The sequence below is a fragment of the Thermodesulfobacteriota bacterium genome, from assembly GCA_040756475.1.
Taxonomy (GTDB): Bacteria; Desulfobacterota; Deferrisomatia; order Deferrisomatales; family JACRMM01; genus JBFLZB01.
This window is the reverse complement of record JBFLZB010000105.1, coordinates 1-16,129: the sequence shown is the minus strand read 5'-3', so window position 1 is coordinate 16,129 and position 16,129 is coordinate 1. Positions and strand designations below refer to the sequence as shown.

The following is a 16,129-nucleotide window of genomic DNA, read 5'->3' as shown; positions in this document are numbered from 1 at the left end:
TTGTTCCCTTCTCGGGTGACGTCGGAGGGTGGGGCGCGTTCGCCGAACGCGCCGCGCTCTTGGGTGGTGGCCCCGACGGGCCCGGACGGACGCCTCGGCGAGGCGTCCCTGCCCGACCCAAACCCAGTCCGTAGGTCGGGGCTCGCCCCGACGTAGCGGCTGGAAGGGCCGGCCTGCGGCGGCTCCTACAGGGTGGGCGAGGAGCCTCGCCGGGGGGGCTGTGCCGCTACGCGCCGCCGAGCTCCGACCCCGCCGCACCCGCACGGGGGAACTTCACGGCTTCCACGAAGACGTAGGCCGCCTGGAGCGCCTCGGTGGGGCACAGGGGGAAGCACTCCTTGCAGTCCCAGCACTCCTTCGCGGCGATCTCGGGGACGAAGGCGATCTCCTTGCGGGGCCCCCGGTCCACGAAGCCCACGGCGTTCTTCTTCTTCACCTCGGCGCAGTAGCGCACGCACAGGCCGCAGTGGATGCAGAAGGAGTTCTCCTTCTCGAACCGGTCCCGGTCGGCCCCATACACACCGGCCAGGGCCTCGAGCCGGGGAGAGTCGGGGGCGTGGGCCAGGTACATCTCGAGGATCGTCTTGCGGATCCGGTCCAGGGTCTCGGACCGGGTGCGCACCACGAGCTGGTTCTCCACCGGATAGACGCAGCTCGCCACGCGGTTGGTGCGGCCCCGGCTCTCCACCTCCACGAGGCACAGCCGGCAGCTCCCGAAGGGCTCGAGCTTCTCGTGGTGGCACAGGGTCGGGATGGAGATGCCCGCGCCGTGGGCCGCCTGGAGCAGCGTCATGCCCTCGGTGGCGGCCACCTCCCTGCCGTCGATCTGCAAGCGGATCTCACGCATCACGATTGCTCCTTCTCTCGCTTGCTCTTTCTCTCGATGGTTCGCTGGTCTTCCGGCACCGGGGGCGGCACCGGCTCGCCCGAGAGCTTCCTCACGGCGGCAAAGCGCGGGGGACAGGCCTCGATGCAGGTCCCACACTTGGTGCACTTTTCCTGGTCCACGATATGGATGAGGTTCTTTGCGCCGGTGATGGCCTCGGAGGGGCACTTGCGCCGGCAGCTCCCGCAGGCCTGGCACTTTTCCGGGTCGATGTAGAAGGCGATGAGCTCCTTGCAGGCGAGGGCGGGGCAGCGCCTCTCCCGGATGTGGGCCTCGTACTCCTGGCGGAAGTAGTGGAGCGTGCTCAGGAAGGGATTGGGGCCGGTCTTGCCCAGCGCGCACAGCGCACCCTCGGTGGCCGTCTCCGAGAGGGTCTGGAGGAGCTCGATGTCCCCGTCGCGACCCCGGCCCTCGGTGATGCGGGTCAGGACCTTGAGCATCTGCTTGAGGCCCTCGCGGCAGGGGACGCACTTGCCGCAGGACTCGTCGGTGAGGAAGGCCGTGAAGTACCGGGCCACGTCCACCATGCAGGTTTCTTCGTCCATGACGATCATGCCGCCCGAGCCCATCATCGAGCCGGCCTCGGCGAGCTCGTCGAACCCCACCGGCAGGTCGAGCAGGTGCTCGGGGATGCACCCTCCCGAGGGGCCGCCCGTCTGCACCGCCTTGAACTTCTTTCCTCCCGGGATGCCCCCGCCGATCTTGAAGATGATGTCCCGAAGGGGCATGCCCATGGGCACTTCCACCAGACCCGTGTTGGTGATCTTCCCCACCAGGGAGAAGATCTTGGTCCCCTTGCTCCCCGCGGTGCCGAGCTGGGTGAACTTCTCGGCGCCCCCGTTGATGATGAGCGGCACGTTGGCCCAGGTCTCCACGTTGTTGAGCACGCTGGGCCGGTCCCACAGGCCCTTGATGTTGGAGCGGATGTACTTGGGGCGCGGCTCCCCCACCCGGCCCTCCAGGGCCGTCATGAGCGCCGTGGACTCCCCGCACACGAACGCGCCGGCCCCCTGGTGCACCTTCACCGTGAAGTCGAAGCCCGAGCCCAGGATGTTCTTCCCCAGGAGGCCGTGCTCCTCGGCCGTGCGGATCGCCAGGTGCACGTTCTCCACCGCCAGGGGATACTCCTGGCGCACGTAGATGTAGCCCTCCTGCGCGCCCACGGCGTACCCGCCGATGGCGAGCCCCTCGAGGACGCAGTGGGGATTGCCCTCCAGGAGGCTGCGGTCCATGTAGGCCCCGGGGTCTCCCTCGTCGGCGTTGACGATCACGTACTTGGGCTCGCCGGGGGCCTTGCGAGACCCCTCCCACTTGGTGCCCGCGGGAAATCCGCCGCCCCCCCGGCCCCGCAGGTTCGCGGCCTTCACCTCCTCCAGCACCCCCTCGGGGGTCATCCCCGTGAGGGCCTTGGCCAGGGCCGAGTAGCCCCCCTGGGCGAGGTAGTCGTGGATGCTCTTGGGGTCGATGCTCCCGTTGCCGCCGAAGACGAGCCGCTTCTGGTACCGGTAGAAGGGAATTTCCGCCTCGTGGGCGATCTTCTCGCCGGTGGCCGGGTCCTCGTAGAGCAGGCGCTCCACCAGGCCACCCCCCCCCACCGTCTTCTCCACGATCTCGGGCACGTCTTCCGGCTTGATCTGCAGGTAGCAAGTCTCGTCGGGGTGGATGACGATGATGGGGCCCCGCTCGCAAAACCCGTGGCAGCCGGTCCTGCGCACCTCCACCTCGCCCCCCAGTCCGCGCCGGGCGATCTCCTCGTCGAGGGCCGCCGCCACCTCCTTGCAGCCGCACGCGAGGCAGGCGGAGCCCGAGCACAGGGTGATGCAGCGCTTGCTCGGGTCCCGGGTGGCGAGGATGCCCTTTCTCAGCTCTTCCAACTCGGCCGGTGAACCTATCCGTGCCATGCCCGTTCCTTAGTCGTAGTTGCGCAGCACTTCTGCGGTTTCCCCCGGAGTCACCTTCCCGTGGGTCTTCCCGTCGATCTCCATCACCGGCCCGAGCGCGCAGCAGCCCAGGCAGTTGACGGTCTCCAGGCTGAAGCGCAGGTCCAGGTCGGTTTCTCCGGGCCGGATGCCGGTGACGTCCTGCACGGTGTCGAGCACCCGCTGGGCCCCGCGGACGTGGCAGGCCGTGCCCACGCAGATGTGGACGCGGTGGCGCCCCTTGGGAACCAGGCTGAAGGCCTTGTAGAAGGTGGCGATGTGCTGGATCCGCGTCATGGGCACTTGCAGCCGCTCGCCGACCCGCTCCAGGGCTTCCTTGGGCAGCCAGTGATTCTGGGCCTGGATGTCGAGGAGGACCTGGATGAGGGAGCTCTCCTCGCAGCCGTGCTTGTCGATGATCTGGTCGATTCTCGCTAGGTCCATGGGTTTTCGTCCTAAGAGAGCTGTCAGCTAGCCTTCACGCCGGCGCGTAGCACTTCGCCGCAGGGTCGTAGCGCACCAGTCCGTGCCGGGTGGAGCTGCTCAGATGCCGGGACACTTCCGACGGCGTCAGGCCCAGGCTGCTGGCGATCTCGCCCACCGGGAGGGGCTTTTCCTGGAGCAGCGACGCGATCTGGCTCATGGCGAGCTTTTCGCCCACCGTCTCCTGGAACAGGCGCTCGAACTCCTCCCCGGCAAAGAAGGCGTCGTACTGCTCTTCGGTGGGGAACTGGAGCCGCAGCCGCTCCCGCTCCAAGAGCTTGATGTAGGGGACGAGCTTCGTCGCCGCCTCCAGCTTGCGGGCCAGCGCGAAACCGCCCGCCTCTTCGCCGCCCCAGAGGGGACCCAGCTCGGAGATCTGGCCGCTGAAGTCGTTGACGTGCTCCACGAACCGGGTGCCCTCCGAGCCGGAGATGAACTCGATGCGCAGCCGCCCCGGGTCGATCCCGATGGCCTGGAGGAGCCTCTTGCCGATGTGGGAGATCCTCAGGGCATGGAAGTTCCCGTGGGTGGTGTAGTTGCACTCGTTCAAGCGGCAGCCGGCGATGAAGACGCCGTCGGCGCCCTTGGCGAAGGCGCGCAGGATGAAGGAAAGGTCGACCCTGCCCGTACACATGACGCGCAGGAGCCGGATCTCGGTTCGGTACTGTAGTCTGGAAACTCCAGCCAGGTCCGCAGACCCGTAGCCTCACCAGTGGCAGACGAAGCCGAGGATCTTGGCCTTGAATTTCTGGCTCATGCGACCGCTCCTCCCGTGTTGGAGAATGGATGTCGTCTCTTACTCGCCTACGGCGGCGTCGATCTGGCTCAGGAACTCCTCGTCGGTGAAGTGTTTGAGCGAGATGGCCCCGGTGGGGCATACCGCGTTGCACAGGCCGTCGCCCTTGCAGAGCACCGGGTTGACGCACGCCTTCTTGCCGCGCCCGGTCTCGCGCAGCTCCACCGCGCCGTAGCTGCACGCCGCCACGCACTCCCCGCACGAGATGCACTTGCTCTCCTCCACCTCGCACACCGAGCCGGAGGCCACCACCGTGTCGTGGGAGAGGAGCGCCACCGCCCGGCCCGCCGCCCCGTAGGCCTGGTTGATGGTCTCCTGGAGGTTCTTGGGGTAGTGGGCCGTGCCGCACAGGTACACGCCGTCGGTGGCGAACTCCACCGGGCGCAGCTTCACGTGGGCTTCCTTGAAGAAGGCGTCGGGGCTCAGGGAGATCTGGAAGAGCTGGGCGAGCTCCCGGTTGTCCTGGCGCGGAACGACCGCCGCGGAGAGCGCCACCGTGTCCGCGTCGATGACGAGGGTCGTACCCAGGATCGGGTCGCTCGCCGTGACGCGCAGCACCGAGCGGCCCCCCGCGTTCGCGGCTTCCACCTTGGGCTTGTTCTCGGGCTCGTAGCGGATGAACCTCACGTCCCTGCCGGACGCCTCCCGGTAGTAGTCCTCCGCGAAGCCGTAGGTGCGCATGTCCCGGAAGAGGACGTAGATGTCCATCTCGGGGCGGCGCTCCTTGAGCGCGAGGGCGTTCTTCACCGCCTGGCTGCAGCAGATCCGGGCGCAGTAGTTGCGGTCGGGCTCCCGGCACCCCACGCACTGGATCATCACCAGCGACTGGGAGGCAAGCAGCCGCTCGTCGCCCCGGGCGAGGGCGTCCTCCACCTCCAGCTGGGTCAGGACCCGGTCGTCCTCGCCGTAGAGGTACTCGGTGGGCCGGTGCTCCTCGGCCCCCGTGGCGATCACGGTCACTCCGTGCCGGATTTCCTGGACCCGGCCCCGCGCCTTCACCCGGGTCACGAAGTTCCCCACGTACCCGGTGGCGCCGGCGATGGTCGCCTCCGCGGTGACGTGGACGAGCGGGTGGCGGTAGACCTTGCCCACCAGGTCCCGGACGAAGGCCTGGACGTCCATCCCCGACAGGGTGGAGTGGAGGCGGCGCGCCGTGCCTCCGAGGTCGGACTCCTTCTCCAGCAGGTACACGTGGTGCCCCTGCTCGGCGATGCTGAGCGCCGTCGTCATGCCCGCCACGCCGCCCCCCACCACCAGGGCCGCCTTGTTCACCGGGAGGTCGAACTCCTGGAGGGGCTCCAGGTGGGCCGCCCGGGCCACCGCCATGCGGATGATGTCCTTGGCCTTCTCGGTGGCGCTCTCCTTTTCCTTGGCGTGCACCCACGAGCAGTGCTCGCGGATGTTGGCCATCTCGCAGTAGTACTGGTTGATCCCGGCCTCCCGCACCGTGTCGCGAAACAGCGCCTCGAGGGTCCGCGGCGAGCAGGCGGCCACCACGACCCGGTTGAGCCCCTTTTCCCGGGTGATGTCGGTGATCTCCTTGGCGGAGTTGGTCGCGCAGGAGAAGAGCTGCTCCTGGGCGTGGACCACGTTGGGCAGGGTGCGGGCGTACTCCACCGCCGAGGGCACTCCCACGATCCGGCCGATGTTGGCCCCGCAGTGGCACACGAAGACGCCGATCCGGGGCTCCTCCGCCGAGACGTCGCGCTCCAGGGGGTACTCCCGTTCGACGGCGAGCTTGCCCCGGCGGTAGTCGAGGAACTCTCCGACCTGGGACCCGGCGGCGCTCGCGGTGAAGACCGACTCGGGGATGTCGGTGGGGCCCTGGAAGGCGCCGCTCACGAAGACCCCGGGCCGGGTCGTCTGCATGGGGTTGGCGGGGGTCGCCGACGCAAACCCGTGACTGTTGAGCGCGACGCCGAACTTGTGCGACAGGTCGTACGCGTCCGCCGGGGGGTTGAGCCCGACGGAGAGGACCACCATGTCGAACTCTTCGTCCTTCACGCCCTCCCCCGGCACGGTGTACCGGATCGTCACGTTCTTCGTCTTCGGGTCCTCCCGGACGACGGACACGTAGCTGCGGAAGAAGCGCACGTCGGAGAGCTCGGCGGCCTTCTGGTAGTAGCGCTCGAAGTCCTTGCCATAGGCTCGGATGTCGTTGTGGAAGACCGTGCAGGAGGCCTCGGCGTCGTGCTCCTTGGTGAGGATCACCTGTTTTTGCGTGTAGGTGCAGCACACCGAGGAGCAGTAGCTGTTGGCCCCGTCGCGCACCGACCGGGAGCCCACGCACTGGATCCACGCGAGCTTTCTCGGGTGCTTCTGGTCCGAGCCCCGCAGGATCTCGCCCGCGTAGGGGCCCGTGGCGCACATGAGCCGCTCGTAGTCCATGCTCGTGACCACGTTGGCGAACTCGCCGTAGCGGTATTCCCGAAGCGCCTTGGGGTCGAAGGGCGCGATGCCGGGGGAGAGCACCACGGCCCCCACCCGCACCTGGATCTTCTCCTCTTCCTGGGTGAAGTCGACCGCACCCGCCTGGCACACCGCCTTGCAGATGCCGCACTTCTTCTCCTTCAGGTACAGACAGCTCTCGTCGATGTAGGTGATCAGCGGGATGGCCTGGGAGAAGTAGACGTGTACGGCCTTGTTGAGCGAGATCCCCTGGTTGAACTTGTCGGGATACTGCACCGGACAGTACTCGACGCACGTGGTGCAGCCCGTGCACTTGTCCTCGTCGATGTACCGCGGCTTCTTCTTGAGCGTGACCTGGAAGTCTCCCGCCTCGCCTTCGACGCGATGGACTTCGGTGTACGTCAGGACTTCGATATTAGGCTGCCGGCCGACCTCGACCAGTTTGGGGGAGAGTATTCACATGGAGCAGTCGTTGGTCGGGAAAGTCTTGTCGAGCTGGGCCATGTGGCCCCCGATCGACGGCCCCTTCTCGACCAGGTAGACCTTGAAGCCGGCCGCGCTGAGATCCAGCGCCGACTGGATGCCGCTGATCCCGCCCCCGACCACCATGACGTCGCCAAACTCGCCGGGATTGCGGCTCGCGAGAAGGTCCTTCGGCTGCCCGTGGATCACGTGTACGTCTGCCATGTTCGATCGCCTCGTCAGGGTTCGGTGCGTCTGCTTCCGGTGGGTCAGAGCGCCTCCGCCAGAATCTCCATGATGTCCTTCACCTGGAGGGCGTCGGCGTCCTTCAGGCCCAGGCGGCTGTCTTCCAACATCGTGATGCAGTAGGGGCACGACGTGGCCAGCACCTGGGCGCCGGTCTCCACGGCCTGCACGACCCGCAAATCGGAGAAGCGCTCGCCCCGGGGGGTGTCCATCCAGATGCGCCCTCCGCCGCCCCCGCAGCACAGGCTGTCCTCTCGGCTGTCGGGCATCTCGGTGAGCTTGAGGCCCCGCACCTTCCGGAGCACCTGGCGCGGCTCTTCATAGATCCCGTTGTGCCGGCCCAGATAGCAGGGGTCGTGGTAGGTGACGGTCTTGGCGAACTCCCCCGTGATTTCCAACCGGCCGGACTCCAGGAGCTCGTTCAGGAACTGGTTTACGTGGACCACCTCGAAGTGGACCATGAACTCCGGGTACTCGTTCTTGAAGGTGTGGTAGCAGTGGGGGGAGGAGACCAGGACCTTCTTCACGTCGTTGTCCACGAAGGTCTTGATGTTCTCCTTGGCCAGGCGCTTGAACACCTCCTCGTCGCCCGCCTTGCGGATGCTCTCGCCGCAGCAGTTTTCCTTCGTGCCCAGGATGCCGAAGGAGACCCCGGCCTTCTGGAGCACCCGGGCGGTGGCAGCCGCCACCCTGCGCAGCCGCTTGTCGTAGCTCAGGTAGCAGCCGCTGAAGTAGAGGACCTCCATCCCCTTCTCGAAGGGCTTGACGCCGAGCTCCTTGCCCCAATCCGCCCGCTTCTCCCGCGGCTCGCCGAAGGGGTTGCCGGCGGTGCTCAGGTTGCCGCTCGCGGCGCGCACGGGCCGCACGTTCTCCGGGAAGACCCCGTACTCCGTGGCGATGCGGCGAAGTGCTACGCCCGACTCGATCTGCCGCACGTCGCGGGGGCAGCGCTCCGGGCAGGTGCCGCAGGTGGTGCAGCGCCAGATCTCCTCGTTCTCGATCTCCGTCATGCCGAACGAGCCCTGCCGCACGATCTTCCGGATGCTGAACTGCCGCACCCGGTTCCACGGGCACACCGCATCGCACAGCCCGCACTGGTAGCAGTACTTGAAGTTGTCGCCGCCGTTTTGTTTGATGAGATCGGAGATCTCTTTGTAGTCGGCTACGTTCTCCACGGGCGTCCTCAGCTCTTCCTGGAGAGGCGGGCCACGGTGTCCTGCACCTTCTGCAGCCCGAACCTGTCCACCAGGGCTTCGAGCCCGATCTCGACCTCTTCGGGCTTTGGCTGCTCGTCCTCGTCGACCTCCACCTCGCGCTCCTCGTACTTGAGCGCGCCCACCATGCACCACTTGACGCACAGGGGCTCTTCGAGCTGGGGCACGCTCTCGCACATGTCGCACTTCAACGGCAGGCCGGAGTCGGGCTCCTTGAAGAGGTCCCGGGAGGGGCAGGAGGCCCGGCACAGGGCGCACTCGTCGTACTCCTTGCCGTCGATCGTGTAGGTGTTGCGCCCCATGCACTCGGCGGGCGTGTACTCCCCCGCGTAGACGGGGACGTACACGTCTTCCAGGGGCTTGCGGAGCACCCGGACCCGGGAGCGCGCAGGGTTGTTGCCGCTGTACTTGGGCGCCGCGTGGAACGCGGAGCAGGCCACCTCGCAGGCGCGGCAGCCGTTGCACTTGTCCGCGTCGACGTGGATTCTCTTGACGGTCTTGGTCTTCTTCTTCGGTTCAGCCATGGCGGACTCCACCTCTTCGACGTTCCAACGGTTTACTGCGCCGCAGCCTCCTGGGGGGCGTCGCCGGTGCCGCTCTTCCAGATGCCCTTCTCCAGGAACTCGTCGGCCACGTAGTCCAGGCCGAGCTCTCGCAGGCTCTCTTCGGTGGGAATGCCATCCTCGTTCCAGCCCTTGAGCTTGTAATAGCTGGTCAGGAGCTGTTCCTCGAGCTCCGGGAACCGCTTCTTCCAGTGGTTTGCCGGCGGCTTGTCGTCCTTGCGGCGCATGCCCCGGCGGATGTTGTTCGCCCGCACCAGCGTCCGGTACCGCTTGACCGCCTGGGTGAGCTTTTCCTCGTCCATCTCGAACCCGGCCCCGGCCGAGATGAACTTCGGGTAGTTGTGGATGTGGTAGGGGGGCTTGAGCGGGAACGACGAGAGGCCGGCGCACATGCCCAGCGCGTCGTCGATGTAGTGCATCTTCTCCTGCCAGTCGACGATGTCGCAGCACATCTCGACGGTGGGGAAGAACGGCATGGACTTCTCGCCCCGCGGCTCCCATTCGAGCAGGATCTGCTTGAACTTGTCGTCGGGAACCTGGAACCAGTCCTTCACGAAGGCCTCACGCTCCTCCACCGTCATGAAAGGCGCCTGGGGGAACTGCCCCTCGATCTGGGTGATGTTCATCTTCTCACCCGTCGAGTACATCAGAAAGTAGATGGGATTGAGCATCGAGAGCTTCAGGGGAAGCTGCTCGTGTTTCTTGATGTTGTTGTGGGCGAACTCCTCCGCGCCCTTGCCGATCTGCTGGGCCGCCCAGTAGGTGCCGTTGGCCAGCACGTCACCGATGCCCTCCCGGCGCACGATCCGGTCGAGCAGCCACTCGAACCGGCCCTCGTTGTCGGCGGGCATGCCGGGGAAGTCCTCGTCGGTGAGGATGCCCTTCTCGTAGAGCTCGAGGGCGAAGGCCATCACCTGGGGGGCCGAGAAGCCGTCCACCCCGTACTCGGTGGCGCTCTGGGCGATGCCCAGGCCGAACTCCAGGTCCGAGAACGCCGCCATGGTGTAGGTGAGCTTCGAGAAGCACTTCATCATGTAGGTGGGCTTGCCCGGGGGCTGGATGGTGGCGCCGCACGTCATGGGGCAGTTGTAGCAGCTGATCAGCCGCCGCTGCATCTTCTCCATGGTGGCGGTCCACTCTTTCTCGATCTCCTCGGTCCAGAAGTCCTTCCGGCGGACCCGGGAGTTGCCCCACATGAAGTTCTCGGTGTGCCACTTCTCGTCGTGGACCTTCATCTCCTGCGGCGAGCCCAGCCCCGCCAGGATCGGCATGACCCCCGGGACCGGGTTCTCGGCCCGGAACTTGATGTACTGCATTACCTCGTCCACGAGGCCCATGTACTCCTCGGGACGCGCCACGTTGATGTCCTTGGTTCCGCGCACGACGATGGCCTTGAGCCCCTTGTCGCCCATCACGGCGCCGATGCCGCCCCGGCTCGCGCTCGAGCGGCTCTGCTCGATGGAGGCGAAGTAGACCCGGTTCTCCCCGGCCATGCCGATGGCCGCCACCTGGGCGTTGGGCTCGTTGAGCTCCTTCTGGATGAGAGTGGCGGTCTCGATGGCGCCCTTGCCCCGCAGGTGGGAGGCGTCGCGGATCTCCACCTTGTCGTTGTGGATCCACAGGTAGACGAGGTCGGGGGATTTGCCCCGGATGATCACCTTGTCGTAGCCCGCGTACTTGAGTTCGGGGGCGAGGAACCCGCCCATCATCGAGAAGGCGAAGAGCCGGGTCTGGGGCGAGATCGTCGAGACGATCGTGCGGTTGCAGCCGGTGGCCGGGGTGCCGCACAGGAGCCCGGCGCTGAAGATCAGCAGGTTGTCCTCGGAGAAGGGCTCGACCTCCGGAGGGACGCGCTCCCAGATGATCTTGGCGTTGGTTCCCAGTCCGCCCAGATACAGCTCGGTGTCCTTGGGATCGGTTTCCACCCGGTCGATGCTGCCCCGCGACAGGTCGACCTCGAGGTTGTACCCGGTTTCTGCGTATCTCATCGTCTGACCTCTTCCATGATGGGATCCCGAACCATGCGAGTCGCCGCGTTCGCGTCCAGGGGCACGCCGGGGGGCGCCTCTACCCAGGACCGGCGGCCGCCGTGGGGCGGCAGCGGGGCGGACCTTCCGGCGGACCCTGTGCTCCGGGCAAGACCCCCAGCAAGGAGCATGCCAAAACCGTCACCAACGGGCAGAACCGGGAGGGAAGGCAACCCCCGGAGCCCCTCCCGAGGACTCGGGAGTCGGGCGGTTCCCCGGGAGACCTCCCCGATCTTCTCCCCGGCCTCTCCCCCCGGGGCAAGGCACGTATTCCGGCGGGCCGCACCCCGGGCCGCCCCGAGTACTCCGCCGTGTGCCCCGATTTCGGAGTCATTCTTCACCGCGCCGCCGGTGAAGGTTTATCCGAAATTCGCGTGCGATACGCGCCGGCGGGCCGCGATTCGGGGACGCGGGCGTTGGGGGCCCGCGCCACCCATCGCAGCCCCCGGCTTCCCTCGGGGGTGGTCGGGCCGACTGGCACGGCACTTGCTCTGGCCCCGTTCGGGACGTTCCACCGCCGACCCGGCGCCCCTGTGCCGGGGAGAGCCCGGTCGACCCCGCGACGACCCGCACCGCAAGACGGCGAGGAGAGAGGTTTCGAGGCTTCATGGTCACTTCCGGCGTCGACGTGGGGAACAAGAGCATCAAGGTCGTGGTGCTGGCAGACGGCGCGGTCGCCGCACGGGCGGCGGGACCGGCGGGCTTCGAGCCCAACGTGGTCGCTGGGGAGTTGCTGGCCGGCGCCCTGAAGCAGGCGGGGCTGAAGCGGGCAGACCTGGTGCACGTGACGGCCACCGGGGGCGGGCGCAACCTGCTGGCCTTCGCGGACTCCACGGTGACCGACGTCACCGCGACGGCCCGGGGCGCGAACCTTCTGTGCCCCGGCGTGACAACCGTGGTGGAGGTGGGGGCCGAGGAGAGCCGGGGCATCAAGACCGATGGCCGGGGCAGGGTGGTGGACTCGGCGGTCAACGACAAGTGCGCCGCCGGCTCGGGGGCGTTTACCGAGTCAATGGCCCGGGCTCTAGGCATGACGCTCAAGGAGTTCGGCGAGAAGAGCCTGGAGAGCTCGGCGCGGATCTCCATGAACGCCCAATGCACGGTGTTCGCCGAGAGCGAGGTCGTCTCCCTCATCCACTCGGGCGCGGACCGCAGGGACATCGCCCGGGCGGTCCACGACGCCATCGCCAACCGCGTCGCCTCCATGGTGCGCCGGGTCAAGATCGAGGGCGAGGTGGCCCTCCTGGGCGGCCTGGCCTACAACCCGGGGTTCGTGCGCTGCCTGCGGGAACACCTGGACGTGGAGACCATCCGGATTCCAGAGCACCCGGAGTTCGCGGCGGCGCTGGGCGCGGCCGCCGTCGCAGCCGAGCGTTCCGCCTGACGAAGAGCCCCGCCGCCGCCCCTCCTCCCCAAGGGGGTCGGCGAGCAGGGAGGAAACCGAGCCATGAGCGAACCGACGCGGGAGTTCTGGAGGTGGAAGGAGGAGTCCTGGACCGACCCCGACCGGACCTGGCAGGACGCGCGCGTCATCACCCAGGGGATCGACGTGGGCAGCGTGAGCTCCCAGTCGGTGGTGTGCCTGGACGCAGAACTCTACGCCTACAACACGGTGCGTACCGGCGGCAACTCGCCCGAGTCTGCCCAGCGGGCGATGCAGGGGCTCTTCGAGAAGACCGGCCTGAAGCTCGACGACATCCACTTCACCGTCGGCACCGGGTACGGCAGAGTGAACATCCCGTTTGCCGACAAGGCCATCACCGAGATCGCCTGTCACGGGCTGGGCGCCCACTACATGGGCGGGGCGGGCGTGCGGACGATCCTCGACATGGGGGGCCAGGACTGCAAGGCGATCCACATCGACGAGCGGGGCAAGGTCACCAACTTTCTCATGAACGACAAGTGCGCGGCCGGCACGGGCCGGGGCATGGAGGTGATCGCCGATCTGCTGGAGGTGCCCATCGAGGAGCTCGGCCCCCGGTCCTTCGACATCGACGAGGAGCCGCCCCCGGTCTCGGACGTGTGCGTGGTCTTCGCCAAGAGCGAGGCCATGGCCCGGCTCAAGGACGGCTGGACCAAGAACAAGGTCATCGCGGCCTACTGCCGCGCCATGGCCGAGCGGGTCGCCGCGCTCCTGGAGCGGATCGGCGTGGAGCCGGAGTTCTTCGTCACCGGGGGGATCTCCAAGAATGCCGGAGTGGTCCGCCGCATCGAGGAGATCCTCGGAGTGGAGAGCCGGAAGACCGCCTTCGATACCCAGATTGCCGGCGCCCTGGGCGCCGCCCTCTTCGCCCACACGCTGCACGTGAAGAAGTGAGAAGTGAGACGTGAGACGTGAGACGTGAAGGGGATTACGGGGGTTTCTCCCATAGGTCCCATAGGTCCCATGAAGCGATGCCGGGGAGACCCCGTGAAGCGTGAAGTCCGACAGGCCCATGAGATGCTCACTGCCCGGCAAATAGCCAAGGGACCCACGCGCAACGCGCAACGCGCAACAGGCCACCCCCCGTGATCGCCCATTACGGCTACCGGGACGCCCGGGGGGAGTTCTATGTCACCATCGACGCGGGGCGCTGTGCCGGCTGCGGGGAGCGGCCCTGCATGGCGGCCTGCCCCCGGGGCCTCTTCCGGGAGGAAGAGGATCCCTACGGCGAGACGGTCGTGGCGATCCGGGAGGACGTACGCCGAAGGCTCGAAGCCGAGTGCTCCGAGTGCAAGCCCACCCGGGGACGAGGACCCCTCCCCTGCGTGGCGGCGTGCCTCTTTGACGCGGTCTCCCACAGCTGGTAGGCAGGCGCGGGCAGGCTTGGTTCTCGGGCACCATCCGGACGGGGCACCACGCGGCCCGGTCTCCATCGAGAGCACCGGAGGAATCGAGGAACGGTGGGCGAGAACGAGACCTTCGATCCGGGCCGGCTTCGCGCGGAAGGCTGGCAGCGCCGCAGCGTCGCCTCGGAGCCCCGGCTCGGCGAGGCCGTGGCGGCCTACCGGAGCCTGGGGTACGAGGTGCTCCTGGTGCCGGTGCTGCGAGAGGGCGTCGGCGAAGGTGCCGCCGCCTGCACCGCGTGCCTGGAGGCGGGAGAAGACCCGCACCGCTACCAGGTGATCTATACCCGGGAGAAGGCCGGCGCGCCGGATGAGGGCGAGGAACTGTTCTAGCACGAGGGACGGGTATATCCGCCGCCAAGACACGAAGACACCAAGGCCGTTGCCTGCCTACGGACCCGCGCCGCCCGATCCTGCGCCGGGTCCGCCGCGTGCCTGCCCTTTCTGGGTGTCTTGGTGCCTTCGCGGGGAAACGCCTTTCCGCAAGCGCCTGTTGCCAGCGCAGCCCGCCGCAGAGGAGCACCCCCATGGGCGTAGAGGCCGTCGTTCGGGTGATGAGGCCCCAGGACCTGGGGGCCGTCGCCGCCATTGACGAGAAGATCACCGGCAGCGCACGGCCCGAGTACTACCGCTACCGGATCGAGGTCTCGACCCAGTTTGGCGCCCAGCTCAACGCGTCGCTCGTGGCCGAGGTGGACGGCGCGGTCGTGGGGTTCCTGATGGGGACGCTGTTCTTCGGGGAGTTCGGGATTCCCGAGACCTCGGCCGTGGTGGACACCCTGGGGGTGGAACCGGCCTTCCAGGACCACGGCCTGGGCAGTGCGCTCTTCGACCAGTTCCGGGCCAACATGAAGGTGGCCAAGGTGGAGAAGATCTACACCATCGTGGACTGGAAGGAGTTCGGGTTGCTCAAGTTCTTCGGGAACATGGGCTTCGTACCCAGCCGGCGCCTGAGTCTCGAGTGCCCGGTGCTCTAACTGCGCAAGGGACCGCCCCCGAGTCGGGGTCATCCCGTCGGTCATTCCGTTCGTCCACCACCCGGTTTCCAAGAGAGGTGACGCCGTGAGAGAGCTCAACGATGTGGTCTTCGTCAGCGCCGTTCGCACCCCCATGGGCAAGTTCGGGGGGACCCTGAAGGACTTGAAGGTCTACGACATCGCCTCGTTTCCCATCCGCGAGGCCCTCAAGCGGGCCAACGTGGCCGGCGAGGAGGTGGAGGACGCCATCGTCGGCTCGTGCCGCCAGGCGGGGAACTTCGTGAACCCGGGTCGCACGGCGGCCCTCAAGGGGGGGTGCGGTCCCCAGACCCCGGGCGTGACCATCAACAAGGCCTGTCCCGCGGGCATGAAGGCCGTGAGCCTCGCCACCCAGCTCATCCAGGTGGGCCAGGCCGAGGTGGTGCTGTGCGGGGGCATGGAGAGCATGTCCACCATCCCCCACCTGGTGAAGGGGTACCGGTGGCAGGGCTTCCGCATGGGGCCGGTGACCCTGGAGGACGGCTGGACCGACTCCCACGATCCGGTTGCCGACCTCTCCATGGGGCTGACCGCCGAGAACCTGGTAGAGAAGTACCAGCTCACCCGGGCGGAGATGGACGAGTTCGCTGCCGCAAGCCACCAGAAGGCCGAGGCCGCCCAGAAGAACGGGTGGTTCGACGCCGAGATCACCCCCGTGGTGATCCCCGGGGGAAAGAAGGCCCCCGACGTGGTCTTCGACAAGGACGAGTCCATCCGCTACGGAGCCACCGCCGAGCAAATGGCCAAGCTCCCCGGGGCCTTCAAGAAGGACGGCCTCGTCACTGCGGGCAACGCCTGCGGGCTCACCGACGGCGCGGCGTTCCTCGTGGCCATGACCCGCGAGCAGGCGGCCCGCCGGGGGGTCAAGCCGCTCTTCTCCGTGGCCTCTTACACCCAGACCGCCGTGGACGGCACGGTCATGGGCGAGGGCCCCGGCGTGGCCATTCCCCGGGCGCTGGAGCGGGCCGGGATGGCCCTTGCGGACATGGACCTCATCGAGGTCAACGAGGCCTTTGCCGCCCAGATCCTGGCCAACGAGCGCATGCTCGGGTGGGACCGGGCAAAGCTCAACGTGCACGGGGGCGCCATCGCGCTGGGCCACCCCACCGGGTGCTCCGGGGCGCGCATCCTCGTGACCCTTTACCACGCCCTCAAGGGTCTGGACAAAGAGCTGGGCGTCGCCTCCATCTGCGGCGGGGGCGGCTCCACCATGGCGATGATCATTCGGCGTGAAAGCTGATTCGATGGACAGGTCGGACCCGTCTGACCAGTCGGACGGGTC

14 protein-coding genes are annotated in these 16,129 nt (G+C 67.5%); 6 read left to right on the top strand and 8 right to left on the bottom strand.

Annotation, left to right across the window (positions count from 1 at the left end; genetic code table 11):
• Positions 1–226: 226 nt before the first annotated feature.
• The 8 genes from AB1578_14900 to AB1578_14865 form a co-directional block, all read right to left on the bottom strand.
• Positions 227–847: a 2Fe-2S iron-sulfur cluster-binding protein gene (locus AB1578_14900; protein ID MEW6489194.1), complete on the bottom strand. Its 621-nt coding sequence runs from the start codon at positions 845–847 to the stop codon at positions 227–229.
• Positions 847–2,787 (bottom strand): NADH-ubiquinone oxidoreductase-F iron-sulfur binding region domain-containing protein, encoded by a 1,941-nt coding sequence (locus AB1578_14895; protein ID MEW6489193.1) that lies wholly within the window; start codon positions 2,785–2,787, stop codon positions 847–849. The genes AB1578_14900 and AB1578_14895 overlap by 1 nt, the downstream gene beginning before the upstream one ends.
• Positions 2,788–2,796: 9 nt before the next feature.
• On the bottom strand, positions 2,797–3,249 hold the full coding sequence (locus AB1578_14890; protein MEW6489192.1) for an NAD(P)H-dependent oxidoreductase subunit E: 453 nt from the start codon (positions 3,247–3,249) through the stop codon (positions 2,797–2,799).
• A gap of 34 nt (positions 3,250–3,283) precedes the next feature.
• Positions 3,284–4,045, bottom strand: coding sequence for a hydrogenase iron-sulfur subunit (locus AB1578_14885; GenBank protein ID MEW6489191.1), 762 nt, complete (start codon positions 4,043–4,045; stop codon positions 3,284–3,286).
• Between the two features lie 39 nt (positions 4,046–4,084).
• Positions 4,085–7,102 carry an FAD-dependent oxidoreductase gene (locus AB1578_14880; GenBank protein ID MEW6489190.1) on the bottom strand — a complete coding sequence of 1,006 codons (3,018 nt, stop codon included), beginning with the start codon at positions 7,100–7,102 and terminating at the stop codon, positions 4,085–4,087.
• Between the two features lie 122 nt (positions 7,103–7,224).
• Positions 7,225–8,376 (bottom strand): (Fe-S)-binding protein, encoded by a 1,152-nt coding sequence (locus AB1578_14875; protein ID MEW6489189.1) that lies wholly within the window; start codon positions 8,374–8,376, stop codon positions 7,225–7,227.
• Between the two features lie 8 nt (positions 8,377–8,384).
• Positions 8,385–8,939, bottom strand: coding sequence for a (4Fe-4S)-binding protein (locus AB1578_14870; protein MEW6489188.1), 555 nt, complete (start codon positions 8,937–8,939; stop codon positions 8,385–8,387).
• Positions 8,940–8,971: 32 nt separating this feature from the next.
• On the bottom strand, positions 8,972–10,966 hold the full coding sequence (locus AB1578_14865) for an aldehyde ferredoxin oxidoreductase N-terminal domain-containing protein (GenBank protein ID MEW6489187.1): 1,995 nt from the start codon (positions 10,964–10,966) through the stop codon (positions 8,972–8,974).
• A gap of 646 nt (positions 10,967–11,612) precedes the next feature.
• Between AB1578_14865 and AB1578_14860 the strand changes: the two genes are divergently transcribed.
• From AB1578_14860 to AB1578_14835, 6 genes are all read left to right on the top strand, one after another.
• Positions 11,613–12,389: an acyl-CoA dehydratase activase gene (locus AB1578_14860; protein ID MEW6489186.1), complete on the top strand. Its 777-nt coding sequence runs from the start codon at positions 11,613–11,615 to the stop codon at positions 12,387–12,389.
• A gap of 63 nt (positions 12,390–12,452) precedes the next feature.
• Entirely contained in the window at positions 12,453–13,322 is an 870-nt protein-coding gene (gene bzdQ / locus AB1578_14855; protein MEW6489185.1) for a benzoyl-CoA reductase, bzd-type, subunit Q, read from the top strand.
• 191 nt (positions 13,323–13,513) lie between these two features.
• The gene (locus AB1578_14850; protein MEW6489184.1) at positions 13,514–13,795 is read left to right on the top strand and encodes a 4Fe-4S dicluster domain-containing protein; all 282 of its coding nucleotides are present in this window, start codon (positions 13,514–13,516) and stop codon (positions 13,793–13,795) included.
• Positions 13,796–13,888: 93 nt separating this feature from the next.
• The gene (locus AB1578_14845; protein MEW6489183.1) at positions 13,889–14,164 is read left to right on the top strand and encodes a hypothetical protein; all 276 of its coding nucleotides are present in this window, start codon (positions 13,889–13,891) and stop codon (positions 14,162–14,164) included.
• Between the two features lie 194 nt (positions 14,165–14,358).
• Positions 14,359–14,808, top strand: a complete 450-nt coding sequence (locus AB1578_14840; protein MEW6489182.1) for a GNAT family N-acetyltransferase — start codon at positions 14,359–14,361, stop codon at positions 14,806–14,808.
• Between the two features lie 85 nt (positions 14,809–14,893).
• Positions 14,894–16,087, top strand: coding sequence for an acetyl-CoA C-acyltransferase (locus AB1578_14835; GenBank protein ID MEW6489181.1), 1,194 nt, complete (start codon positions 14,894–14,896; stop codon positions 16,085–16,087).
• Positions 16,088–16,129: the final 42 nt, after the last annotated feature.